Source organism: Nocardia sp. CS682 (assembly GCF_004634405.1).
GTDB lineage: Bacteria > Actinomycetota > Actinomycetes > Mycobacteriales > Mycobacteriaceae > Nocardia > Nocardia ninae.
This window is the reverse complement of sequence record NZ_CP029710.1, coordinates 3194326-3218688: the sequence shown is the minus strand read 5'-3', so window position 1 is coordinate 3218688 and position 24363 is coordinate 3194326. Positions and strand designations below refer to the sequence as shown.

The 24363-nt window shown below is 68.0% G+C and carries 25 protein-coding genes; 13 read left to right on the top strand and 12 right to left on the bottom strand.

Annotated features, from left to right (window positions below; genetic code table 11):
- Positions 1 to 12: 12 nt before the first annotated feature.
- Positions 13 to 960, bottom strand: coding sequence for a 2,3,4,5-tetrahydropyridine-2,6-dicarboxylate N-succinyltransferase (gene dapD, locus DMB37_RS14500; RefSeq protein ID WP_135233159.1), 948 nt, complete (start codon positions 958 to 960; stop codon positions 13 to 15).
- Positions 961 to 1213: 253 nt separating this feature from the next.
- Between dapD and dapE the strand changes: the two genes are divergently transcribed.
- The 9 genes from dapE to DMB37_RS14455 all read left to right on the top strand — a co-directional run bounded on the left by dapE (position 1214) and on the right by DMB37_RS14455 (position 11741).
- Positions 1214 to 2320, top strand: coding sequence for a succinyl-diaminopimelate desuccinylase (gene dapE / locus DMB37_RS14495; RefSeq protein WP_135233158.1), 1107 nt, complete (start codon positions 1214 to 1216; stop codon positions 2318 to 2320).
- Between the two features lie 294 nt (positions 2321 to 2614).
- On the top strand, positions 2615 to 3424 hold the full coding sequence (locus DMB37_RS14490; protein ID WP_135233157.1) for a TIGR00730 family Rossman fold protein: 810 nt from the start codon (positions 2615 to 2617) through the stop codon (positions 3422 to 3424).
- A complete protein-coding gene (locus tag DMB37_RS14485) occupies positions 3418 to 3987 on the top strand; it encodes a TIGR00730 family Rossman fold protein (RefSeq protein ID WP_135233156.1) in 570 nt (189 codons plus the stop codon). Before DMB37_RS14490 ends, DMB37_RS14485 begins: the two co-directional genes overlap by 7 nt.
- Before the next feature lie 15 nt (positions 3988 to 4002).
- Entirely contained in the window at positions 4003 to 5760 is a 1758-nt protein-coding gene (locus tag DMB37_RS14480) for a long-chain-acyl-CoA synthetase (RefSeq protein ID WP_255508383.1), read from the top strand.
- 166 nt (positions 5761 to 5926) lie between these two features.
- Positions 5927 to 6811, top strand: coding sequence for a dihydropteroate synthase (gene folP / locus DMB37_RS40975; protein WP_135233155.1), 885 nt, complete (start codon positions 5927 to 5929; stop codon positions 6809 to 6811).
- Entirely contained in the window at positions 6808 to 7746 is a 939-nt protein-coding gene (locus tag DMB37_RS14470; protein ID WP_186818664.1) for a glucosyl-3-phosphoglycerate synthase, read from the top strand. Before folP ends, DMB37_RS14470 begins: the two co-directional genes overlap by 4 nt.
- Positions 7747 to 7960: 214 nt before the next feature.
- On the top strand, positions 7961 to 8494 hold the full coding sequence (locus DMB37_RS14465; RefSeq protein ID WP_370465380.1) for a (2Fe-2S)-binding protein: 534 nt from the start codon (positions 7961 to 7963) through the stop codon (positions 8492 to 8494).
- Positions 8491 to 9501, top strand: coding sequence for a xanthine dehydrogenase family protein subunit M (locus tag DMB37_RS14460; RefSeq protein ID WP_135233154.1), 1011 nt, complete (start codon positions 8491 to 8493; stop codon positions 9499 to 9501). Before DMB37_RS14465 ends, DMB37_RS14460 begins: the two co-directional genes overlap by 4 nt.
- Positions 9498 to 11741: a xanthine dehydrogenase family protein molybdopterin-binding subunit gene (locus DMB37_RS14455; protein WP_135233153.1), complete on the top strand. Its 2244-nt coding sequence runs from the start codon at positions 9498 to 9500 to the stop codon at positions 11739 to 11741. Before DMB37_RS14460 ends, DMB37_RS14455 begins: the two co-directional genes overlap by 4 nt.
- 234 nt (positions 11742 to 11975) lie before the next feature.
- Here DMB37_RS14455 and DMB37_RS14450 read toward each other — a convergent pair whose 3' ends face one another.
- The 8 genes from DMB37_RS14450 to sigE all read right to left on the bottom strand — a co-directional run bounded on the left by DMB37_RS14450 (position 11976) and on the right by sigE (position 18189).
- On the bottom strand, positions 11976 to 13052 hold the full coding sequence (locus tag DMB37_RS14450; RefSeq protein ID WP_135233152.1) for an XdhC family protein: 1077 nt from the start codon (positions 13050 to 13052) through the stop codon (positions 11976 to 11978).
- Between the two features lie 90 nt (positions 13053 to 13142).
- A complete protein-coding gene (locus tag DMB37_RS14445; RefSeq protein WP_135233151.1) occupies positions 13143 to 13364 on the bottom strand; it encodes a hypothetical protein in 222 nt (73 codons plus the stop codon).
- A 22-nt stretch (positions 13365 to 13386) separates the two neighbouring features.
- On the bottom strand, positions 13387 to 13959 hold the full coding sequence (locus DMB37_RS14440) for a hypothetical protein (protein WP_135233150.1): 573 nt from the start codon (positions 13957 to 13959) through the stop codon (positions 13387 to 13389).
- A 148-nt stretch (positions 13960 to 14107) separates the two neighbouring features.
- Positions 14108 to 14965 (bottom strand): hypothetical protein, encoded by an 858-nt coding sequence (locus DMB37_RS14435; protein WP_135233149.1) that lies wholly within the window; start codon positions 14963 to 14965, stop codon positions 14108 to 14110.
- A 142-nt stretch (positions 14966 to 15107) separates the two neighbouring features.
- On the bottom strand, positions 15108 to 15524 hold the full coding sequence (gene tatB / locus DMB37_RS14430; RefSeq protein ID WP_135233148.1) for a Sec-independent protein translocase protein TatB: 417 nt from the start codon (positions 15522 to 15524) through the stop codon (positions 15108 to 15110).
- A 33-nt stretch (positions 15525 to 15557) separates the two neighbouring features.
- The gene (locus tag DMB37_RS14425) at positions 15558 to 17069 is read right to left on the bottom strand and encodes a S1C family serine protease (protein WP_135233147.1); all 1512 of its coding nucleotides are present in this window, start codon (positions 17067 to 17069) and stop codon (positions 15558 to 15560) included.
- A 10-nt stretch (positions 17070 to 17079) separates the two neighbouring features.
- Complete coding sequence (locus tag DMB37_RS14420) at positions 17080 to 17469, bottom strand: hypothetical protein (RefSeq protein WP_135233146.1); 390 nt, start codon at positions 17467 to 17469, stop codon at positions 17080 to 17082.
- A 63-nt stretch (positions 17470 to 17532) separates the two neighbouring features.
- Complete coding sequence (sigE, locus tag DMB37_RS14415) at positions 17533 to 18189, bottom strand: RNA polymerase sigma factor SigE (protein WP_135233145.1); 657 nt, start codon at positions 18187 to 18189, stop codon at positions 17533 to 17535.
- Between the two features lie 296 nt (positions 18190 to 18485).
- Between sigE and DMB37_RS14410 the strand changes: the two genes are divergently transcribed.
- The 3 genes from DMB37_RS14410 to DMB37_RS14400 all read left to right on the top strand — a co-directional run bounded on the left by DMB37_RS14410 (position 18486) and on the right by DMB37_RS14400 (position 20059).
- A complete protein-coding gene (locus tag DMB37_RS14410) occupies positions 18486 to 19118 on the top strand; it encodes an O-methyltransferase (protein WP_370465379.1) in 633 nt (210 codons plus the stop codon).
- A gap of 107 nt (positions 19119 to 19225) precedes the next feature.
- Entirely contained in the window at positions 19226 to 19453 is a 228-nt protein-coding gene (locus DMB37_RS14405) for a hypothetical protein (protein WP_135233144.1), read from the top strand.
- Positions 19454 to 19840: 387 nt separating this feature from the next.
- Positions 19841 to 20059 carry a hypothetical protein gene (locus DMB37_RS14400; RefSeq protein ID WP_135233143.1) on the top strand — a complete coding sequence of 73 codons (219 nt, stop codon included), beginning with the start codon at positions 19841 to 19843 and terminating at the stop codon, positions 20057 to 20059.
- Here the strand turns inward: DMB37_RS14400 and DMB37_RS14395 are convergent.
- From DMB37_RS14395 to glgC, 3 genes are read right to left on the bottom strand one after another with little or no spacing between them, the layout of a single operon-like run.
- Positions 20037 to 21209, bottom strand: coding sequence for a DUF6545 domain-containing protein (locus DMB37_RS14395; protein WP_135233142.1), 1173 nt, complete (start codon positions 21207 to 21209; stop codon positions 20037 to 20039). The genes DMB37_RS14400 and DMB37_RS14395 overlap by 23 nt on opposite strands.
- A gap of 18 nt (positions 21210 to 21227) precedes the next feature.
- A complete protein-coding gene (locus DMB37_RS14390) occupies positions 21228 to 21728 on the bottom strand; it encodes a hypothetical protein (RefSeq protein WP_135233141.1) in 501 nt (166 codons plus the stop codon).
- A gap of 44 nt (positions 21729 to 21772) precedes the next feature.
- A complete protein-coding gene (gene glgC / locus DMB37_RS14385; protein ID WP_107659100.1) occupies positions 21773 to 22987 on the bottom strand; it encodes a glucose-1-phosphate adenylyltransferase in 1215 nt (404 codons plus the stop codon).
- Between the two features lie 138 nt (positions 22988 to 23125).
- On the opposite strand from glgC, the gene glgA reads away from it, so the two are divergent.
- Entirely contained in the window at positions 23126 to 24283 is a 1158-nt protein-coding gene (glgA, locus tag DMB37_RS14380; RefSeq protein ID WP_135237572.1) for a glycogen synthase, read from the top strand.
- The last annotated feature ends 80 nt before the right edge of the window (positions 24284 to 24363 follow it).

Below are 24363 nucleotides of genomic sequence, written 5' to 3'. Positions count from 1 at the left end.
TGCGATACGAAATCAGTCGTTCGCGTGCAGGGCGGCGTTGAGTTCGATGCCGGTTCCCTTGCGGGGCACCACCTCTACCGCGCCGCTGACGGAGTTGCGGCGGAACAGGAGGTTGTTCTGGCCGCTGAATTCGGCGGCCTTGACGAGGGTGCCGTCGGGGGTGCTGACCTTGGTGCCTGCGGTCAGGTAGAGGCCTGCTTCCACCACGCAGTCGTCGCCGAGCGGGATGCCGAGACCGGAGTTGGCGCCGAGCAGGGAGCGCTCGCCGATGGAGATGACGGTGGTGCCGCCGCCGGAGAGGGTGCCCATGGTGGAGGAGCCGCCGCCGATGTCGGAGCCGTCGCCGACCACGACGCCCGCCGAGATCCGCCCCTCGACCATCGAGTTGCCGAGGGTGCCTGCGTTGAAGTTCACGAAGCCCTCGTGCATGACCGTGGTGCCGGAGGCGAGGTGCGCGCCGAGGCGGACCCGGTCGGCGTCGCCGATGCGCACGCCGGAGGGCAGGACGTAGTCGACCATGCGCGGGAACTTGTCGACGCTGTACACGGTCACCGGACCGCGGGCGCGCAGCTTGGCGCGGGTGGTCTCGAAACCTTCCACCGCCGCCGGGCCGTGATTGGTCCACACCACATTGCTCAGCAGCCCGAACTGACCGTCCAGATTCACCCCGTGCGGCCGGACCAGCCGGTGCGAGAGCAGGTGCAGCCGCAGGTAGACGTCGTGCGCGTCGACCGGCGCGGCGGACAGGTCGGCGATCGTCGTGCGCACCGCGACCACATCGACGCCGCGCGCCTCGTCGAAACCGAGCAGCGCCGCGTACTCCGCGGGCGCGTCGTCCAGCCGCTTGGTCCCCGTCTCGGCGAACTCGCCGAGTTCCGGACTCGGGTACCAGGTGTCCAGGACGGTCCCGTCCGCGGTCACATTGGCAATACCGACTGCAGCTGCTCCCTGAGTACTCACGTCCACAGAGGTTACCGACCCATCGTCACCAGCGGTGACCCCGCTCCGCCCATGTGCCGCACTCCACTGCGCGCGGCAGGCGGACTGAGCTCGACGGCGGCACCGATCCGCGTCGAGAGCACGAGCTTGCCCGCGCTGCTCGACCGGCTCCTTGTCCCGTGTGGGGACGGCTGGCGCGGGACCGTTGTTCGTGGGCGGGCGACAAGGATGCGCGGCGCTGCCGTCGCGAGTGCGGCGGTCGTAGGGTGGTCAGGTGACCATTGACCTGCGTGCCGACCCGATTACGCTGACCGCCGCTCTCGTCGATATCCCGAGTGTTTCGCGGGACGAGGCGGTGATCACCGACCTCGTCGAGCAGGCGCTGCGCGAGCAGACCAGTGGGTTCGAGGTGCTGCGGCACGGCAACGTGGTGCTGGCGCGCACGCATCGAGGGCTGCCGACGCGGGTGGTGCTGGCCGGACACCTCGACACCGTGCCGATCGCCGACAACGTGCCGGGGCACTTCACGGTGAACGCGGCGGGGGAGCGGGTGCTGTACGGGTGCGGGTCGGTCGATATGAAGTCCGGCGACGCGGTGTTCCTGCACCTGGCCGCGACGGTCGCCGAACCGGTGCACGACCTGACGCTGATCTTCTACGACTGCGAGGAGATCGCCTCGGAGTTCAACGGGCTCGGGCACATCGAACGTGACCTGCCGGAGTGGCTCGCGGGTGATCTCGCCGTGCTCGGCGAACCGTCCGGCGGCTGGATCGAGGCGGGTTGCCAAGGGACGCTGCGGGTTCGGCTGTCCACCGCCGGGATCCGCGCGCATTCGGCGCGAGCCTGGCTGGGCGACAACGCGATTCACCGCCTGGCGCCGATCTTGCAGCGGCTGGCCGACTATCGGGCCCGCGAGGTCGATATCGACGGGTGCGTCTACCGCGAGGGCTTGTCCGCGGTGCGCGTGTTCGGCGGGGTGGCGGGCAATGTGGTGCCCGACGCCGCCGAGGTGGACGTCAACTTCCGCTTCGCCCCGGACCGCACGGTCGCCCAGGCCATCGAGCACGTCCGCGAGGTCTTCACCGGGCTCGAGCTGACCTTCGAGGTCACCGACGCCGCACCCGGCGCGCTGCCCGGCCTGACCGCCCCGGCCGCCAAGGACCTGATCGCCTCGGTGAACAGCCACGGCGGCGGCGGAGTGCGCGCCAAATACGGCTGGACCGACGTTTCCCGTTTCGCTGCCCGCGGCATCCCCGCCGTGAACTTCGGCCCCGGCGACCCCAACCTCGCCCACAAACGCGACGAACATGTCCCGGTCGACCAGATCACCGCCGTCACCGCCATGCTGCGGACTTACCTCACCGGCGGTGGCACGCACTGATCGGCCACGACCCGTATGCCGCCCTTTCGGCGCCTGAGCTAGGTGTCGAACCCGCGTCCCCAAGATGGGGCGGTCAAGTAGCGAGCAGCGGACACCGGTGTGACCACCTCATCGGCCGCGACCGAATCCGCGTCGACCCGACCGCGACCGCACGACTGATTTCGTGAACACATGGGTAACTCATCGGGACGGGCTGACTTGACGGCGACATAACCGCCGGTCGCCAACGTCACTGGTGTGGCACCTGAATCTGGCCTGAATACGCGGAGAGGCGGATGAGCTAGCGTGATCGGCATGTCTACTGACGCCGCTGACCGCGAGGTTGCCAACAAGCCGAAGTCGACAGCCAAGTTCCGCGGGCCAGTCATGTTCCGCCGTGACCGCAAGGACGGTATCGGCACTGCCGACCGGAATCTGCTGGATCGGCGCGGCGACACCGATTGGGTGCACACCGACCCGTGGCGCGTGCTGCGCATCCAAGCTGAGTTCGTGGAGGGCTTCGGCGCGCTCGCCGAGGTGCCACGCGCGGTCACCGTGTTCGGTTCGGCGCGCACCGGACCGGATCACCCGGAGTACCAGGCCGGCCGGGCGATCGGCGCCGCGCTGGCCAAGGCCGGTTTCGCGGTGATCACCGGCGGTGGGCCGGGCGCGATGGAGGCGGCCAACCGGGGCGCGTGCGAGGCGGGCGGTTACTCGATCGGTCTCGGCATCGAGCTGCCGTTCGAGCAGAGCCTCAACGACTGGGTCGATCTGGGCATCAACTTCCGCTACTTCTTCGTCCGCAAGACGATGTTCGTGAAGTACTCCGAAGCGTTCATCTGCCTGCCCGGTGGCTTCGGCACCCTGGACGAACTGTTCGAGGCGCTCACCCTGGTGCAGACCCGCAAGATCACCCGTTTCCCGATCATCCTGTTCGGCAGCAGGTACTGGTCCGGCCTGGTCGATTGGCTGCGTGACTCGCTCGGCGGTTCCGGCAAGATATCGCCCGGTGATCTCGATTTGATCCACGTGACCGACAGCGTCGAGGAGGTCGTGCAGATCATTCTCGCCAACGCGGAGGCGAACGGCGCGGAGGATGCGCTGGGCACGGAGGATCAGTGGTGACCGAGCCGGTGCAGCCGTACTCGATCTGTGTCTACTGTTCCGCGAGCACCGCGGATCCCGACTACCTCGCGCTGGCCGCCCAGGTCGGCACCGAGATCGCCCGCCGCGGTTGGCAATTGGTGTCCGGCGGCGGCAATGTCTCGATGATGGGCGAGGTGGCGACCGCGGCACGGGCCGGCGGCGCGAACACCGTCGGCGTCATCCCGAAACACCTGGTGCACCGGGAGGTCGCCGACGTCGACGCCGACGAGCTGATCGTCACCGACACCATGCGCCAGCGCAAGCAGACCATGGAGGACCGCGCCGACGCCTTCCTCACGTTGCCCGGCGGCATCGGCACGCTCGAGGAGTTCTTCGAAACCTGGACCGGAGGCTATCTGGGACAGCACAATAAACCGGTGGTGTTGCTGGACCCGAATGGCTTCTACCGAGGCCTTTTCCAGTGGCTCGACGAATTGCACAACCGGAAGTTCGTCCCCCAGCCCGCCATGGACCGCATCACCGTGGTCACCGATCTACCGTCGGCCTTCGCGGCGTTGGAGGCGCGAGCAACACCTTCCTGATGAGGAGCATGGCAAGTGAGTGACCGTGTGAGCCTGCTGAACCTGGCAAAACACCTACCCGCGATGGCGCTCGACGCACCGGGCATGCTGCGCAACGCGACGGGCATGCTGGTGAAGCCGGACGACAAATCCTCTGTCGGGCTGTACTTTCAGCGCACCGCGCACCGGTACCCGGACCGTCCGTTCCTGCGCTTCGAGGGCACCACCTACACCTACGGCGCGGCCAATGCCGCGGCGAACCGCTACGCGTCCGTGCTCGCCGAGCACGGGGTCGGGCGCGGCGACGTGGTCGGTGTGCTGATGACCAACCGGCCCGAAACCCTGTTCGTGGTGCTGGCTTCGGTGAAACTCGGCGCCACCGTCGGACTGCTCAACCACAATCAGCGCGACCACGTACTCGCGCACAGCTTCGGGCTGCTGAACAGCGTGCTCAACGTGATCGGCGAGGAATGCAAAGAAGCGCTGGACTCGCTGTCCGAGCCGCTCGCGAATACGTTGTCCGCCAACGACTTGCAGGTCGCCGCCGAGTCGGCGGCGGCCACCGATCCGCCGGTGTGCGCGGAGGTCACCGCCAAGGAGCGGGCTTTCCTCATCTTCACCTCGGGCACCACGGGTCTGCCGAAGGCCAGCGTGATGACGCACCTGCGCTGGACCAAGAGCATGGCAGGGCTCGGCGGGCTCGGAATTCGCTTGCACGGCAACGACACCCTGTACTGCTGCCTGCCGCTGTACCACAACAACGCGCTGACCGTCGCGCTGTCGGCGGTGGTGGGCGCCGGCGGCACCTTGGCGCTCGGCAGGCAGTTCTCGGTGTCGCGTTTCTGGGACGAGGTGATCCGCGAGGAGGCCACCGCGTTCATCTACATCGGTGAGCTGTGCCGGTATCTGCTGAACCAGCCCGCCAAGCCGACCGATCGGCGGCACCGGGTCCGGCTCGCGGTCGGCAACGGGCTACGCCCGGAACTCTGGGACGAGTTCAAGCAGCGGTTCGGCATCAACCGGATCGTCGAGTTCTACAGCGCCAGCGAGGCGAACGTCGCCTTCATCAACGCGTTCAGCGTGGACCGCACCGCGGGCTTCGGACCGCTGCCGTACGCGGTGGTCCAGTACGACGAAGAGACCGGAAAAGCCAAGCGCGACAACAACGGTCGGCTGCGCAAGGTCGGCACCGGCCACGTCGGGCTGCTGCTGTCCAAGGTGACCGACCGCTCGCCGTTCGACGGCTACACCGACAAGGAAGCCTCCGAGGCCAAGCTGCTGCGCGACGGTTTCCAGCAGGGCGACGTCTGGTTCGACACCGGCGACCTGGTCCGCGACCAGGGCTGGCATCACATCGCGTTCGTGGACCGGCTCGGCGACACCTTCCGCTGGAAGGGCGAGAACGTCGCGACCACCGAGGTCGAGGGCGCGCTGACCCGATCCGACGCGATCGCCGAGGCGGTCGTCTACGGCGTAGATGTGCCGGGCGCCGACGGTAAGGCGGGCATGGCCGCGGTGACGCTGAGCCCGGACGCGCAGTTCGACGGCAAGGCGATCGCCGAGCTGGCCTACCGGCAGCTACCCGGCTACGCCGTCCCGCTGTTCATCCGCGTGGTCGACGAGCTGGAGCAGACCTCCACCTTCAAGAGCCGCAAGGTCGAGCTGCGCAAGCAGGGCTACGCCGCCGACGGCGCCGGCACCCTGTACGTCCTGGCGGGCCGCTCCGACGGCTATGTCCCCGCCTACGAGGACTACGCCGAGGATGTAGCCGCGGGCCGCGCCCCGAAGAACTGAGTCGCCCCGGTTGTCCCGACGGTACGGCTGATTGCGCGCGAACATGGGTAACTCACCGGGTATGGGCTGACTTCGCCGACCTCGCGCCGCCGGTCGCCGACGGCGCTGTGGTGGAACCTGGGTCTGGCCCGAGTACGCGGAGAGGCGGGTTAGCTACAGTCAAGGGATGTTCCGCACCACCGCAGAGCCGCTTCCTACGCTGTGCGGCAAGCCGGTGGCGACCGATCGGGCGCTGGTGATGGCGATCGTGAATCGCACACCCGATTCGTTCTATGACAAAGGCGCCACCTTCACCGACGCGGCGGCGATGGACGCCGTGGCCCGTGCGGTGGACGAGGGTGCGGATCTGGTCGATATCGGCGGGGTGAAGGCGGGCCCCGGCTCGCTGGTCGACGCGGCCGAGGAAGCGCGCCGGGTGATCCCGTTCGTCGCGGCCATTCGCGCGAAATACCCCGAGCTATTGATCAGCATCGACACCTGGCGGGCCGAGGTGGCGCTGGCCGCGGTCCAGGCGGGTGCCGACCTGATCAACGACACCTGGTCCGGCGCCGACCCGGATCTGGTGCGGGTGGCCGCCGAGCAGGGCGTCGGCATCGTGTGCAGCCATACCGGCGGTGCGGTGCCGCGTACCCGTCCGCATCGGGTTCGCTACGCCGATATCGTGGCCGAAGTCACCGACACCGTGGTGCGGGCGGCCGAAAACGCCGCCGCCGCCGGGGTGCGCAAGGATTCGATTCTGATCGATCCGACCCATGATTTCGGCAAGAACACTTATCACGGGCTCGAGTTGTTGCGCGGAGTGGACGTTCTTGTAAATACCGGGTGGCCAGTCCTGATGGCACTCAGCAACAAGGATTTCATCGGGGAGACTCTAGGTGTCGATCTTTCCGAACGGCTGGAGGGCACATTGGCAGCAACAGCATGGTCGGCCGCCGCAGGCGCCAGAGTCTTCCGCGTCCACGAAGTCGCCGCGACCCGGCGGGTGGTGGACATGATCGCCGCGATCCAAGGCATCCGGCCCCCAGCACGCACCCTGCGAGGTTTGGTATGAAATTCCACCACCGCGAGCCCCACTGGGCGACGACGAATACCTGGGACACCCCCGACTGGACGGTCGACGAACTCGTCGCCGCCAAGGCGGGCCGCACCGTTTCGGTGGTGCTGCCGGCCCTGAACGAGGAAGACACCGTCGCCGACGTGGTGGCCAGCATCATGCCGCTGCTCGGCACCCTGGTCGACGAGCTGGTCGTGCTCGATTCCGGCTCGACCGATGCCACCGCCGAGCGGGCCGCCGCCGCGGGCGCCGAGGTGATCACCCGCGAGCAGGCGGTACCCGAGCTGGACCCGGTGCCGGGCAAAGGCGAGGTGCTGTGGCGTTCGCTGGCGGTCACCAGCGGCGATCTGATCGCCTTCGTAGATTCCGACCTGATCGACCCCGATCCCGCTTTCGTGCCGAAACTGCTCGGCCCGTTGCTCACCGTCGACGACATGCATCTGGTCAAGGCCTACTACCGCAGGCCGCTGCGGCAGGGCGGTGCGGTGGACGCGCACGGTGGCGGCCGGGTCACCGAGCTGGTCGCCCGCCCGCTGCTCGCCGCGCTGCGCCCCGAGCTCTCGCAGGTGCTGCAGCCGCTCGGCGGTGAGTACGCGGGCAGCCGCGAGCTGCTCACCGCGGTCCCGTTCGCGCCGGGCTACGGCGTGGAGATCGGCTTGCTGCTCGATACCTACGACCAGCTCGGGCTGTCCGCGATCGGGCAGGTGAACCTGGGGGTACGCACGCACCGCAACCGTCCGCTGGCCGATCTCGGCGTGATGAGCAGGCAGATCCTGGGCACCGTGCTCGGCCGCAGCGGCGTGCAGGACTCCGGGGCCGCGCTCACCCAGTTCCCGCTGATCGGCGACGCCTTCACCGCGCACAGCACCGAGGTGTCGCTGGCCGATCGGCCGCCGATGAATACGCTGCGCCCCGCGTGGGTAGCGGCCTGAGCACAGCCTGATCAGTGAACCCGGGTGCCGTCGGCGCTCGGGTTCACTGCTTTTTCGTCCAATCACCTGCGCTGACAACGTATGCGATCTACGCATTCACGATTTTGCCCAGCGCGTTAGCTGATCGGACGCTAGGGTGAGGATGGTCTTACGTTCGCTTTCTGTACTTCACGGTGTTGCGTCCATCGCACGCTCATGAGCAGGAGATACGTCGATGACTATTGGTGAGCTACCCAAGCAGGACACGCGGCAACCAGAGTTTGCCGGTCCCGATTACACGCTGGCGACATTGCGGGTGAACGGCCACGTTTTCCCGGTGGCCCTGGAACCGAGAGTCAGCTTGCTCGACGCTTTGCGCGAATACCTCCGGCTCACCGGCACCAAGAAGGGGTGCGACCAGGGTGCCTGCGGCGCGTGCACGGTATGGGTCGACGGTAAGCGCGAATTGTCGTGCCTCACCTTGGCATTGAGCGTGGAGGGGCGCGAGGTCACCACGATCGAGGGCGTCGCGGAGGGGGAGGAACTGCACCCGGTGCAGCGCGCGTTCATCAGCTGCGACGGCTTCCAATGCGGCTACTGCACGCCGGGACAGATCATGTCGGCGATCAAATGCATCGAAGAGGGCCACACCGGCAGCGACGCGGAGATCGCCGAGTGGATGAGCGGCAATATCTGCCGCTGCGCCGCCTATCAGAACATCAGGGACGCGATAAAGAGCGCAGAGGCCGAGCTGGGGGAGACTCGATGAAACCCATCGCCTTCGCCCGCGCCGAGACGGTCGACCAGGCGCTCGCCGCGGTGGCCGCCCGCCCGAACACCGTATTCCTCGCCGGCGGCACCACTTTGGTGGACATGCTGCGGATCGGCGCGATGGAGCCGGACAACGTCGTCGACATCAACCGGTTGCCGCTCACCGACCTGGAGCACCGCCCGGACGGCGGCCTGCGCATCGGCGCGATGGTCCGGATGAGTGAGGTCGCCGCCGATCCCGGTGTGGTAGAACGCTTTCCGTTTCTATCAATTGCCCTGCGGAAGGGCGCGTCCGCGCAGATCCGCAACATGGCCTCGATGGGCGGCAACCTGATGCAACGGGTGCGCTGCCCGCAGTTCCGCGATATCGCCTACGCCTGCAACAAACGCGACCCCGGTAGCGGGTGCGGCGCGCAGGAAGGACTGCACCGCGGCAATGCCGTGTTGGGTACCAGCGAGCACTGTTTCGCCATGCACCCCTCCGACATGGCTGTCCCGCTGACCGCCCTCGACGCCGTCGTGCAGGTGCAGGGACCGCGCGGCACCCGCGCCATCGCCTTCGACGACTTCTTCCTCTTGCCCGGCGACACACCGCATCTCGAACATCCGATCACCGCCGACGAGCTGATCGTCCGAATCGACGTGCCGCCCTTGGCGTTCGCGCGGAACTCGCACTATCTGAAGGTGCGTGACCGCGAATCCTATGAGTTCGCCGCCGCTTCCGCGGCGGTGGCGCTCGAGCTGACCGACGGTGCGGTGAGTGACGTTCGCATCGGCCTCGGCGGCGTGGCGACCAAGCCCTGGCGCGCCAAGATGGCCGAGGCGCTGCTGATCGGCAAGCCCGCCACCAAGGAGAACTTCGCCGCGGCCGCGGCCACCGAACTCGCCGCCGCCGACGGCAGCCACGAGATGAACCGGTTCAAAATCGAACTGGCACAGCGCACCATGGTGCGCACGCTGGAGACGGTCACCGCGCAGATCACGCAGGCGGGAGGCCGGAAATGAGTGCACCCACCGCCCCGAAGCTCGTCGGCCAGGGCCTCGACCGGATCGACGGGCACGCCAAGGTCACCGGTGCCGCACGGTATACCGCCGAGATCCCGATGCCGAACGCCGCCTACGGCGTCATTGTCGGTGCCGAGATCGGCAGCGGCACCGTGACATCCATCGATGTCAGCCACGCGTTGCGCGCCGGTGCGGTGGCCGTGCTCACCCACGAGAACCTGCCGCGGGTCCCGTCGGTGCCGCTGATGCCGTCCCTGTTCGGCCAGCCCTCGCCCGGGCAGACCTTCTTTCCCATGCAGGACACCACGATCCACTACTTCGGCCAGCCGATCGCCGTGGTGGTCGCGGACACCTTCGAGGTAGCCCAGCAGGCCGCCAGGCTGGTCGAGGCCACCTACGACGCGAAGCCGGCACTGGTGCAGTTGGACGACGGACGCGCCGAGCAGTACCTGCCGGACAGCATCTTCGCGGGCATGGTCCCCGCGTCCCAGTCGCGCGGCGACTTCGCGAGCGCGAGCGCGGCCGCCGCGCACACCGTCGACGCGACCTTCCGTTTCGCCGCCAACCACCACAATCCGATCGAATGCTCGGTCACCGCCGCGATGTGGAACGGGGATTCGGTCACCGTCTACGACGCCACCCAGGGCATCGTGGCCAGCCAGCTGACCATCGCGGCGCACCTCGGTATCTCGCCGAGCAAGGTGCGGGTCGTCGCCGATTATGTCGGCGGCGGGTTCGGCGCCAAAGCCCTGATGTGGCCGCACGTCACGCTCGCCCCGCTGGTCGCGCGCGAGCTCGGCAGGCCGATCCGGGTGATCCTGAACCGCGAGCAGATGTTCTACGGCACCGGATTACGGGAAGAGCAGGAGCAGCGCGTCACCCTGGTCTGTGACGCCGACGGCCGGTTCACCGGACTGCGCCACCACAAGCTCTCCGTCACTTCGCATTTCGACGACTGGGCCGAGCCGTCGCTCGAGGTAGCGAGCAAGGCGTACGGAATCCCGCACTGGGAGGGTCAGTATCGGCTGATCAAGGGCAACACGATGACGCCGACCTTCATGCGCGGGCCGGGCGAGGCGTCCGGCATGATCGCGCTGGAATGCGCCATCGACGAACTCGCCGATCAGCTCGGTGCCGACCCGGTCGAACTGCGACTGCGCAACCACGCCGCCGTAGACCCGGAGAGCGGAAACCCGTGGAGCTCGGACGGTTACCTCGACTGCCTGCGGCTGGCCGCCGAGCGTTTCGGCTGGAAAGACCGTAACCAGACCCCCGGACCACACACCGACGGCAACTGGCTGATCGGCTGGGGCGTCGGCACCGCGGGCTACCCCGTGTACGAACCGGGTCAGCCGCAACGAGCCCACGCACGATTGCGTTCGGACGGCTCTTTGGTCGTGCAGACCGGCACCCAGGAGTTCGGCACCGGTGTCGCGACCGCCATGTCCCAGGTCGCCTGCGATGCCATGGGCATGCCGTTCGACCGCATCCGCTTCGAGATCGGCAACACCGACTACCCGAACATCGCGGCCACCGTGGGCTCGATCGGCGCAAGCGCGGTCAGCGCCGCGGTACATACCACCTGCACCCAGTTGCTCGCGCAGCTCATCGAGATCGCGGTCGCCGACATCGACTCGCCGCTGCGCGGCCGGACGCCCGACGAGATCGAAGGCGTCGCGGGCGTGCTGCGGTTGATCGACGACCCGTCGGTGTGCGATGCCTACGCGGAAGTACTGGAGCGCAACCATCTTTCGGATATCGAGACCACCGGTAGCTGGCGGCCGGACACCGCCCCGTCGGGCTACGCGAAGATGAGCTTCGGCGCCCAGTTCGCGGAGGTCGCGGTGGATCCGGAACTCGGCCTCATCCGGGTCCGCCGGATGGTCGGCGCCTTCGCACCCGGCCGGGTGCTCAACGTGAAGCTGGCGCGCAGCCAGGTACTCGGCGGCATGAACTGGGGCCTGTCCCAAGCGCTGATGGAGGCGAGCCTGCCCGATCCCAGGGACGGTCGCTGGGCCAATGCGTCACTGCTGGAATACCTGCTGCCGGTCAACGCCGACGCCCCCGAGGTCGACATCTCCTTCGTGCCGGTCGAGGACGCGGTGGTGAACCCGTTGGGCGTCAAGGGCATCGGCGAACTCGGCATGATCGGTGCCGCCGCAGCCATCATCAATGCCGTGCACCACGCCACCGGCCGCTCCATCCGCGACATACCCCTGCGCATCGAACACCTGCTCTGAGCCGAACACTCACCCCCTCGGGATCCGCACCGCGTCGGGTGGCCGCACGCGGTGCAGGTCTCGAGAACGGGTGCAACCTGGGGTCTGCACTCCCTGTCCGGGGGCCGCCCGCAAGCGGTGGGGGTCCCGGGAGCGGGCTGCACTCGCTGTTGGGATCCGCACCGTCTCGGGCGCCCGCGTGCCGTGCAGGTCCCGAGAACGGGTGCGCTCTTTAGCTGGTTGCGGGGCGCGGGGTCAGCGGTGGATAGGGCCGTCGGTGCGATCCAAAGGGCGGGCTGAGGCGTTGCCGCGGTCGGCGAGGATCTGGGCGGCGATGGAGATGGCAGTTTCATCCGGGGTGCGGGCGTTGAGGTCAAGGCCCAGTGGGCTTTTGAGCCGCGCGAGACTGCTCTCGGTGACGCCGGCCGCGCGTAGTCGATCGGTGCGTTCGGCGTGCGTGCGGCGGGAACCGAGGGCCCCGACGAACGCGATCTCCTCGATGCTCAAGGCCGCCACAATGGTCGGCACGTCGAACTTGGTGTCGTGGGTGAGGACACAGACCACGGTGCGCCCGTCGATGCGCCCCGCCTCGTGCTCGGTGCGCAGGTACCGGTGCGGCCAGTCGACCACGACCTCGTGCGCGGACGGGAAACGTGCCGGGGTGGCGAAGGTTTCGCGAGCATCGACGACGGTGACCCGGTAGCCGAGTTGGCGGCCGGTGCGGCTGAGTGCGCGCACGAAATCATTGGCACCGGCCAGGATCATCCGCGCGGGGGTGGCGAAGACCTGCACGAAGACCCGGGGGCGTGGTGAGGCGTCGGCCTCGCATTCGTCGGCACCGACCACGCCGCTGTGCCCCGCGGCGAGCAGTGCGAGGACGTCGCGATCGACGCCGTGCCACGGCTCGGTCGAGCCGGTGTGCGACAACTTCCATTCCGCCGTCGCGTCCAGCCGGGTGGCCAGCGCGACGGGGCTGCCATCGGTGGTCCGGCGGTGCAACTCCGACAGCAGCGGGAGGTGTTCCGGTCCCACCTGTTCGACGAAGACCTCGATCTCGCCGCCACAGGTCAGCCCGACCGCGAGACCGTCGCCGTCGGCATAGCCGAACCTGTCGGTCACCGCTTGGCCGGTGGCCAGCACCTGCCGCGCCGTCTCGACGACCGCGGCCTCCACACAACCGCCCGACAGCGAGCCGACGATCTCACCCGAGCCGGTGACGATCATTGCGGCCCCTGTTTCGCGCGGTCCGGGACCGGTCGTATCCACCACCCGAGCCAGGGCCACCGGCCCCCGCCCGGCGAGGGCTATCAACTGCTCGAGCATTGCGCGCATCAGCACGGATCCTCTCTCGAGCCGGCACGCCGGAGTAGACCGGCTACCTCGAGCCTAGCTACTCGAAAGCTATTCGTCCGTGCGCGCGGGTCAGGACTCCCGTTGCTGCGCGCTCGCGTGCTCCATCTCCGGCGCGACCAGGCGTTCGGCCGTCTCGTCGGCCGCAGGAGCGTCCTCCTCGGCGAGTCGCCGTTGCAGCGCGGCGACGGTCAAGTGTCCCGGCGACGCGGCGGGTCTGCGCAGCATGGTGACGATCAGGATGAGCAGGCCGAGCGCCAAGAGGGCGCCGCCGGCGATGGCGAGCGGATTCATCACTGCCTCCTCGGGACACGCATCATTCGGCCGTTTCGCGGAGGGCGAGGCCGGGTGGGACCGTGCCGGTGTGGAAGTAGCCCGCGAAGATCTCGGCCGCGTCCTCGGCGGTGAAGACCTCGTCCGGGTAGATCCACGGAGCAGGCATGCTCTCCGGAACCTGCACGCAGATGCCGGGCTCGCCGTCGCGGCTGCCCGCCCGGCCGACGACACACCGGCGCGCGGCGCCGTCGACGACGGTGTGCAACTCCAGGATCAGCGCGTCGGCCGAGCCGGTGCAGCGCAGGTAGTTCTGGCCGGGCGCGGAGCTGATCGCGGGAGTGATGTCGGCCGGGCGCATCGGCGCGGGCAGGCGGGTCAGTTGCACCGAGAAGCGGTGGTGGCCGTCCAGCCTGCGCAGCGGGCGCAGGAAGTTGTCGATGCTCTCACCGGTGCCGATGAACAATTTCAGCCGGTCGCTGTAGGTGACCCGATGGGTCGTGACGATCGGCTCGGCCGCGTCGACGGTGGCGGTCGGTGCCTGTTCGACCGGCTGCCGTCGCGCCGTCCGGACCGTGGGCGCGGAGCTGGCCGCCGTCGAAAGTTCAACACTCATCAGAGCTCACCTATCACGCATAGTTATCTTCTAGCTATTCAAGCATCGCACCGCGATTTGCCTAAGGGAAGACCTGAGTGACCTGAGACACAATTCGGTCACGGTTGTCATCGGCCACGCCCTGCGCAGGCCCGACTGCCAGCGGAAATCAGCGACGGATACCCGGTGCGGGCAAACGGGTTTCGGGATCGTGCCGGTAGACCGGCGTGAGTAGCTCGGCTTCCAGCGGTTCGCCGGTCGCCCGGTCGAACCGGCAGGCGACCAGCACCGAGAACAAGTGGGTGCTCGCTCGTTCGTGCAGAGTGGCCAGCCGGGTGGCGAGCAAACGGATGGCACCGAGCGAACCCGGCGGGTGCATGCCGTCGATCATCAGCACGCTGCCGCGCCCGTCCGGACGTGGCAGTCGTGCCAGGTAGGCGATGTCGTGCGGGTCGGGTCCGCCGGGCCGATATACCCGCCGCGCGGCCCGGTCCTCGATGCCGCGCCTGGCATCGCCCGCCCTGGCCACCGCGCGCCGCAGCCGCGGATCGGCCGCGATGAGCTGCCGCACGCTGGGCGAGAGCTCCGGGCCGCCGAGCACGATGAGACCGTCCCGGTTCAGGTCGACCGGTCTACCGGGTAGGAAGTGTTCGATCGATGCGGTGAAACCCAGCTCGCGTAGTAGCTCGACGAGCCGATGCGGCGCCGCGGGATCCGGTGCGCCGATCACTCGGCCCGCCCGCACCTCCGGCACCAGCACCGTCAGCGTCCCGTGCCCGAAGAACAAGCCCTCCGGTGCGGGACCCTGGGTACTCACCTGATGAATTCGAGCGCGGGAAAGCCCGGCTGCCGCACCGATTCTGGCGAATGTCCAGCCTTCGGCGTGGAGCTCCCTGATCACCGCACGGCGGATCCTGGTGAGCTCGTTGATGGTCTGCTGGGCCGCAGCCACACCATCGGTGGCCGCCTTCAATCGCTCGACCTTGTCCTCGATCGCGAAAACGCGCGCCACGTCATCGGCCGACATGTGGGAAGTCTAGACAGCTGGACAGGCCAAAGTGTCTAGTTCGGTTGACACTGCGGCCTTCTCGTGACGCGTTCGGGCCGGCATTCGGCGGAGAACGGCGGTCCGGCGGTGTCGACTCGGGCAGTCCGCCGGGCGGGTGAACTCAGGTGGCGTCGGTGTCGATCGGGGGACGTTCGTTGCGCTCCAACGGCTTTTCCAGCTTGGGCATCGGATAGTCCGGCATGCCGCTGTTCGTGCCGTAGATGTCCTTCTTGTCCGGCAGTGCGTCCTCCATGTTGCGGAAGATCGAATCGTCGCCATTGAGAAGGTGTTTGGTCACCATCGAGCGTGGGCTCATGCCGCGCAGTTCGTTCAGGTCGGCCAGCGGCTTGCGTAAGTCCTCGAACTCCGGGCCGAGCTCGTCCTTGAGCTGCGAGGTCGCGCCGCTGGCGTAGTCGCGTACCTGACGCAGGCTGCGCGTGGTCCAGCGAACCGCGCCGGGCAGTCGCTCCGGTCCGAGGATCACGAGGGCGGCGACGAGCAAGATCATCATCTCGCTCCAGCCGATGTTGCTGAACACCTAACCAGGCTACCCGGCCATTCGACCAGCGGCTCAGTCGGATTCCAGGGTCGCCGTCACGTCCACCCGCCTGCCATCGCGGATCAACTGCACGTTCACCGTGTCGCCGATCTTGTGCATCTGCACCGCGACGACGAGCTCGTCGCGCGAGGTCACCTCGCGATCACCGACCTTGACGATGACATCGCCCTCGACGATGCCGGCCTTGGCAGCGGGGCTGCCCGGCGAGACATCGGCGACCCTGGCTCCGGAGATGACCTCGTTGGCCACGTTCTTCGTCTGCGCGCTGACGCCGAGCTGCGCGTGATGGATGGCGCCGTCGCGGATCAGCGTCTGCGCCACGCTGGTCACCCGGTCGACCGGGATGGCGAAGCCGAGGCCGACCGAGCCGCCGGATTCGCTGCGGATCGCGGTGTTGATGCCGATCAGCCTGCCCTCCATGTCGACCAGTGCGCCACCGGAGTTGCCCGGGTTGATCGAGGCGTCGGTCTGCACCGCGTCGATCACGGCTTTGGTGTCACTGCCCTCGCCCTCCAGGTTCACGGGGCGGTGCAGTGCGCTGACGATGCCGGAGGTGACCGTCTTGCTCAGCCCGAGCGGCGAACCGATGGCCAGCACCTCGTCGCCGACCTGGACGTCGTCGGATTTACCGAGCTTGGCGACGGTCAGGTTCTTGACGTCGACCTTGAGCACGGCGAGGTCGGTCTTCGGGTCGCGCCCGACGATGTTGGCGGGCACCTTGGTGCCGTCGGCGAACTGGACCTGGATGGTGGCCCGGTTGGTCTTGTCCTGGGCGGCCATCGAGACCACGTGATTGTTCGTCGCGAGGTAGCCCTGGCCGTCGAGCACCACGCCGGAGCCGGTCGCGCCGTTGTCGCCGACGGTGACCCGGATGGACACCACCGACGGCAACACCGCGTTGGCGACGTTGGCGATCTGGCTGTGCGGCTGGTCGCCGCCGTCGTCGGTCTGCTTCAGCGTCACATTGCGCGAGGTGAGGCTGGAGGCCTGTTCGGCCGTCAGCCTGCCGACCAGACCGCCGAGCACGCCGACGGCGAGGGCGACGAGCGCGAGCAGCGCGAGAGCCTTGGGGGCGACACGGGAGCCGAAGAGAACCTCGCGGGCGCTGAGGCGGTGGGCCTGCGGCAGCGGCTCGGCCTTGGGGGTCGGCACCGCGGGGGCGCCGAGCCGGGCTGCGGAAGTCGGGTCACGCCACGGATCGACCGGCCCGGCCACCGGTGTGCTGGTGTCGGCCGCGTCGGGGTCGCGCTGCAGGAGTTCGGTGGAACCCTCGGGGCGACCGAACGCCTCGGCGAGCACGGCGTCCGGCGGGCGGTTCTGGGCGTCCTGGCCCGCGATCGGCCCGGCACCGCGGGGCAGCGGCTCGGCGAACGAGCCGGACAGGCCCGCAGGCCTGCGGAAGGCGCGGGCGGTGTGCTTGTCGACATGGGGTCGATAGACCGGGCGCGGCCCGAGGACGGGCGCGTCCGGCGGCCGCAGGTTCCCCCTGTTGGCGCCTATGGTTCCCTCGCTACGCTCAGTCACTCGGGAAACTCTACTTGCGCCACCACGTAGTCCACCGGGTCGCGGCGAACGAATCGGTAAGAAAGCCGAAAACCGCCTCGTTGCGCGGAGTCCCGTTGGTGCTCGCGGTCTGGCTGGATGCGCCGCCGGGCAGATCGGCGAGCGGAATCCGGGTCAGGCTGTCGTGCAGGCCGTGCGGAATCGAGATCGGGCCGGACTGGCGCAGCGCGATGCGCGCCTGCTGCTGTGCGTCGACCTCGCCCGCGCATTCCGGGCATTGAGAAAGATGCTGGGCGGCACGCAGATAGGCGTTCATCCGCAACTCGCCGTCCACATAGGCCGCGACCGCTTCGCTGGCCAGATGCTCGGTGGGACGGAATCGAGGCGGACGACGACCGGGCGTGCTGGAGTCGCCACTCATTCGGTGCTCACCCTTCCAACCGACATCATCCGATCCGTAGGGTGATGCCGGCTTTCGTCCAGCTCACCCGAGGCTTGCTTCAGCAGCGAACCGCTGCTCACTTCCATTATGCGCAAGGTAGTCGCGCAGTGCCTGTCGCCCACGATGAATCCGGCTGCGCACGGTGCCGAGCTTCACGCCGAGCGTAGCGCCGATCTCCTCGTAGGAGAGTCCTTCGATGTCACACAGCACGACCGCGGCCCGGAATTCCGGGGCCAGCGAATCCAGCGCCCGCTGCAGATCCGGGTCGAGGCGGGCATCGTGATAGGCCTGCTCCGGGTCGGGACCCTCGGAGGGGACCCGGTCGTAGTCCTCGGGCAGCGCCTCCATCCGGATGCGGTTGCGGCGCCGGACCATGTCCAGGAACAGGTTCGTGGTGATGCGGTGCAGCCAGCCTTCGAAGGTGCCGGGCTGGTAGTTGGACAGCGAACGGAACACGCGGATGAAGGTCTCCTGGGTGAGATCCTCGGCATCCTGTGCGTCGCCGGAGAGACGGTAGGCCAAGCGGTACACCCGGTCGGCGTGCTCACGGACCAGGTCGTCCCAGGACGGCATGGCCGCCCGGTCACCGGTGGCATCGAAAGCAGCGGTACCGGTGAGATCGACGGCCTCTTCGGCGTCGGACTCGATCGGGAGGATCTGCTCGGGAAGGGTGGCGTGCTCACGCGCCGCATCGACCATGTGGATGGGGCTACCTCCTACTAGGGACCGTAAACTCGGAACTCGGCTCGGTTCCGAAATCTCTTTCGGAGGTGGAACCGTTACGTTCGGATACAACCGACAACCTGTATGCCGTTGTTCCCGCGTCCCGTGTCGAAGGTCGACTGGTCTTGCGTTGCCCCTACTCTTTCCTAGCCTGATATGGCCTGGATATGGAGATGCTGAGGGACACCTGAGAAAACTGGCGGCGAGATTGCCCGGCGGGGCAGGAGTTCGGAACGCGCGGATACCAGCTGCCCAGCATTAACCTCATACCCGTGGCATCGAATTTGGAGCGAAATCTCGCCTACGTGGAGGAATCCGTCGTGGAAGACGAGATCCTCGTCAGCGCGCGCGAACGGGCCACCGAGCTCGGTGCGGTGCCGGTACCGCCGTCGGTGGGGGCATTGCTGAGCATGTATGCGCAGCTGCTCGACGCCAAAGCGGTGGTCGAAGTGGGTACCGGCGCGGGAATCAGCGGGCTGTGGCTGCTCGACGGCATGCGCGAGGACGGCACGCTGACCACCATTGATTCCGAGCCGGAGCACCAGCGCGCTGCCAAGGAGGCTTTCCGCGCGGCCGACATTCCGCCCGCGCGCACCCGGCTGATCAACGGCCGCGCACTCGATGTGCTGCCGCGGCTCGCCGACGGCGCCTACGACCTGGTGTTCATCGACGCCGCGCCGCTCGAGCACCCGCAATACGTCACCCAGGCGGTGCGGTTGCTGCGTGCGGGCGGGGCGATTCTGCTGCACAACGCGTTGCTCGGCGGCCGGGTTCCCGATGCGGCGCAGCGTGATCCGGCGACCCAGGCGGTGCGCGCGGCCACCCGTGCGATCGCCGAGGATCCGGAACTCACCAGTGTGCTGATCCCGGTCGGCGACGGTTTGCTCTGCGCCTCGCGCGGTTAGTCGCGTCACCATTCGGTGCCCATAGTGGATATCCGTGCGTGACATGGGATTCCTCCGCCTCGCTCCGGGTACCCGATGGGCAGCCAATGGCGGCGGAGGTATAGCAAATGCGTGGATACGAACTGTTCGAAATCGGTCACGTCGGTCATGTCGTCGTAGAACATCGATCGAGTTGGTTGCGGCCCACGCTGTTCTTGCTCGGTTTGGTCATTGTCGCCGCGATCGTGGTGATGCTGGTGGTGAGTAACACCGATTTCGATACCGGCCCCGCGAAATTCACTCCGACCCCGGGTCCCTGCGAACCGTTCTGCACGGCGCCGCCCGCGCCCCGATAGGTAGTCCACCGCGCGCACGCACACCGGCAGGTGATGCGTGTTTTCCTGCTGCCCGCGGTGCAGGCGAATTCACTTGTCGCACTGAGCATTGCGCGTCCCGGTCGGTGACAGATCATGGAATGCGAAGGCTCGCAACGGATGTACGATGGCCGGTTGCCCTTCGGGAGGTCGCGTTCGCAACGCCGAGTACCGGTACCGCGCGCGCACGGAGGACAACCGGATCGCCGGTGACCGACCCCGGAGGGGTGGGCCGGTCGCCGGCGCTGCCCTCGGCCGAGTCGCCGAATACAGCAACAGCGCGGCGATTCGAGGCGCATGCTGCTCAGAGCACGTCTGTACCGGAGAGGTAGTGCCCCGCTCGACGCCTGCGGAAGAGGTGCGACCCGAGTGATCTACTACATCTTGAACAACAACAATGCCGACGGACGTCCGCCGATCCACTGGGGCGGGGCGATGATCGCGTTCGCCCTGGTCTTGGTCGGCGCGGTGCTGGTGGTCTACCTGGTCAGCACCGCCGACTTCGGGCAACCGGCGACGTCGACGGTGCCGCGCACGCCGGGCCCCTGCGCGCCGTTCTGCCCGGCTACGCCCGTGCCGCCGCGCTGATCGCCGGGTCGGCCACCAGCGCCTGTGCACGGGACCACTGCGCGGCGATGGCGGCGAGTTGCGCGGCCTCCTCCACCAGGTTGTCGCCGGCGCAGTGGTGCATCGAGCCTGCGCCCGTCGGCGCATCGCCACGAGACTTGGCGGCGCAGGCGCGCACGAGTCGCACCGCGAGGTCCAATGCTTCGCGTTCCGGGGCGGTGCGGGCGGACGCGGTGATCGCGGCCCGGAGCTCCGCCGGCGTGGGGGTGGCGTACCGGGCCAGGATGAGCACACTGTCGCGGATCTCGATGACGGTGCGATGCAGGAAGTAGCGGCTGCGATGCGCAGCCACCGGCACCGAGGTGCGATGCACGATCTCGGGGCAGGCTTTCGTCAGATCGAACCACAACGGCAGCAGACGTTTCCGGCGTCGTGACCAGGCATCGAGCCCGATCGCATCGATGAGCCAGGCCGCCACCGGTACCGCGCCGATCACCAGGAACGGCAACGCCTGGAAGAACACCGCGTTGTTGTCGATGACGAGTTGCGCACGCGTCAGCCGGTTCTCGTGCCCCAGCGCGCGCAGGCCGGTGCTGACGAAGGTCAGGCTGAACATCAGGAAGACGGTGCAGCCCGCACCGAGGACCGTGGCGTGCAGGGCGCGTTCGCGGCGAGCGTGCTGGGTGCGCATCTCGGCGATGCATACCCGGCCGAAGTAGAAGACCATCCAGTAGGACAGCGGCGCCAACGCCAGCCAGAAGCCGAACTGGCCCCAGCCCGGCTGCTCGTACATGGTGAACGGGCTCGGCCCCTGTGCAGGCCCGCTGAAGAGGATTCCCACCGCACAGGACGCGCCCGCGAGCCCGTAGACGGGGGCGGCCGACTGCGCACGACCCAGCATGGCGGCCGCGACCAGCAGACTCGCCGCGGTGCTGAACATGAAACCGATGGCGCCGAGCTGATAGATCAATCCGATGCTCAACCGTCCGCCGGAGAGCGCGCTGAGTTCTGCGCGCAGCGTCGGCTCGTGCGTCGTGAGGATCCCGGTCACCGTCGCGAGCAACATGTTGAATCGGCGTTCCGCCAGCGTGGTGCGGAAGCGGAACAGGCGGACCGTCAGCAACAGCCATGAGGCGACCGTGATCGGCAGTGTCACGGCGATCGGCAGCATCAGCGCGTATCCACGTCCCTAGCGGCGGAAGATCGCCCGGCCGAGCACGGAACCCGAACGGGGAGCATCGGTTTCGGACATCACCAGGGAGGCGAACAGTTCGGCTTGGCTTTCGAGAACGTCATCGTAGTCGGTCCGCGCCAGCACGCGGAGCACAACGTCGGTGTCCACTTCGGTGAACAACTGCTGCAGTGTGCGCAGGCGCGACGAGGGAGATACGTAGCCCGCGTGATCCAGCAGCAGGTGCGCGATCTCGTGCAGCACAATGTGATCGGTGTGGTAGCCGGAGCTCGCCGCGTCATAGGCGACGAGGAAACTGTCCGGTCGTTCGATGACCACCCCGCACGGAAACCCCTTGGCGGTCAGTTCGGGTTGCGGGAACAGCGTGATCGGCTTGCCGAGCAGCGTCGCGACATGATCGACGAAAGTTTCCAGGTGCCAGGGGCGCGGCACATCGAGCGACGCGGTCAGCGTGCGGACCTGTTCCAGCGCGGGGTCGGACGGCGCGCGCCTGAACATGACTCCATCTTCCGGGCCGAAAGCCCTTGCTGTCCAATGTTTCGCTACACCCAGACACCCTTGCCGACGGTGACGACGCCACCGTTGCTGATGGCGAAGCGTTCCCGGTCGCGCTCCAGATCGACGCCGATGATCTCGCCCTCGCCGACCACCACGTTCTTGTCCAGGATGGCCCGGCGCACCACCGCGCCACGGCCGATGCGCACACCCGGCATGAGCACGCTGCCCTCGACGGTCGCCCCGTCGTCGATCACCACATTGGAGCTGAGCACCGAATTGCGCACCGTGGCGGCCGACAGGATGCTGCCCGCGCCGACGATGGACTCCTGCGCCAGGCCGCCCTGGGCGAACTTGGCGGGCGGCAGGTTCTCCGCGGCCCCGCGGATCGGCCAGTGCCGGTTGTAGAGGTTGAACACCGGGTGCACCGACACCAGGTCCATGTGCGCGTCGTAGAAGGCGTCGATGGTGCCGACGTCGCGCCAGTACCCGCGGTCGCGTTCGGTCGCGCCGGGTACGTCGTTGTCGGCGAAGTCGTAGACCCCGGCCTGCCCCGAGGCGACCAGCGACGGGATGATGTCGCCGCCCATGTCGTGATCGGAGTCGGAGTTGTCCGCGTCGGCCTTGATCGAATCCACCAGCACCTTGGTGGTGAAGACATAATTGCCCATTGACGCAAAAGTGACATTGGGATCATCGGGCGTGCCCGGCGGATGCGCGGGCTTCTCCAGGAACTGGGTGATCAGGCCGGACTCGTCGGAGTCGATGCAGCCGAACGCGCTGGCCTCGCTGCGCGGCACCCGGATACCCGCCACCGTGACGCCCGCGCCGGACTCGATGTGGTGGTTGACCATCTGTTCCGGATCCATCCGGTACACGTGGTCGGCGCCGAAAACCACGATGTAGTCGGGATCTTCGTCGTAGATCAGGTTCAGCGACTGCATGATCGCGTCGGCGCTGCCGGTGTACCAGCGCGGGCCGAGCCGCTGCTGCGCGGGCACTGGGGTGATGTATTCACCCCCGAAACCGGACAGGCGCCAGGTCTGCGAGATGTGCCGGTCCAGCGAGTGCGACTTGTATTGGGTGAGTACGCACAGTCGCAGAAAACCCGCGTTGACCAGGTTGCTGAGAACGAAATCGATCAGTCGATAGGCACCGCCGAACGGCACCGCTGGTTTGGCACGGTCCGCCGTGAGTGGAAAGAGTCGCTTGCCCTCGCCACCGGCGAGCACGATCCCGAGTACGTGCGGCTGGCTCCTCACACCTGCCAAACTACCGGGTAACTGGCGCGCGAGTGGCCCCAGCGGTGGTGAACGTCTACTTTGAAGCGGGTGAGTTTCGGCACGGACACCGGTCGCTCGACGGCGGATTCCGGCGCGCACGACCGGCTTCGGGTCGCGATGCTGACCCGTGAGTACCCACCCGAGGTCTACGGCGGTGCGGGGGTACACGTCACGCAGCTGACCGCCCAGCTGCGCAAGTTGTGTGAGGTCACCGTGCATTGCATGGGTGTCGCGCGCAGCGATGCCGTGGTGCACCAACCCGATCCGCAGCTCTACGCCGCCAACGCGGCGGTGCAGATGATGTCGGCGCAGCTGCGCATGGCCGACGCCGCCGGACAGGTGGATGTCGTGCACTCGCATACCTGGTACACCGGCCTGGCCGGGCATCTGGCCGCCACCCTCTACGGCATCCCGCACGTGCTCACCGCGCATTCGCTCGAGCCTCGACGGCCGTGGAAGGCCGAACAGCTGGGCGGTGGCTACCGGCTCTCTTCATGGTCGGAACGCAACGCGGTCGAGCACGCGGACGCGATCATCGCGGTGAGCGAGGGGATGCGCCACGACGTGCTCGACGCCTACCCCGCCGTCGACCCGGACCGGGTGCACGTCGTGCACAACGGCATCGATGCGGGCGTGTGGTACCCGGGTCCGGTGGCGGCGGGCGCGCGGCCGGTGCTCACGGTGCTCGGCGTGCGGACCGACCGGCCGATCGTTGCGTTCGTCGGACGGATCACCCGGCAGAAAGGTGTCGGGCATCTGCTCGCCGCCGCGCGCGACTTCGACCCGGACATCCAACTGGTGCTGTGCGCGGGCGCGCCCGACACCAAGGAGCTGGAGGCGGAGACGGCCGCCGCGGTCGAGGAGCTCCAGCGCAGCCGGGGCAATGTGTTCTGGGTGCGCGAGATGCTGCCCACCGAGCAGATCCGGCAGATCCTGGCCGCCGCGACGGTGTTCGTGTGCCCGTCGGTGTACGAGCCGCTCGGCATCGTCAACCTGGAGGCGATGGCGTGCGCGACCGCGGTGGTCGCCTCGGATGTGGGTGGCATCCCCGAGGTGGTCAGCGACGGTAGCACCGGGCGGCTGGTGCATTACGATCCGAGCGCGCCGGAGGCGTACGAGCAGGCGTTGGCCGCGGCGATCAACGAGGTGGCCGGTGATCCGGTGCTGGCCGCGGAGTTCGGGGCGGCGGGGCGGGCGCGGGCCATCGCGGAGTTCGATTGGTCGCGGATCGCGGCGCAGACCGTCGAGGTGTACGACCAGGTTCGCAAGCTCTGATCCGAGGTGAGCTCACCCGGTGGGACGTGGCCGGTGACTGGACTACCTGGCGCGGTCGGACGTCGATGGCGGCAGCGGGC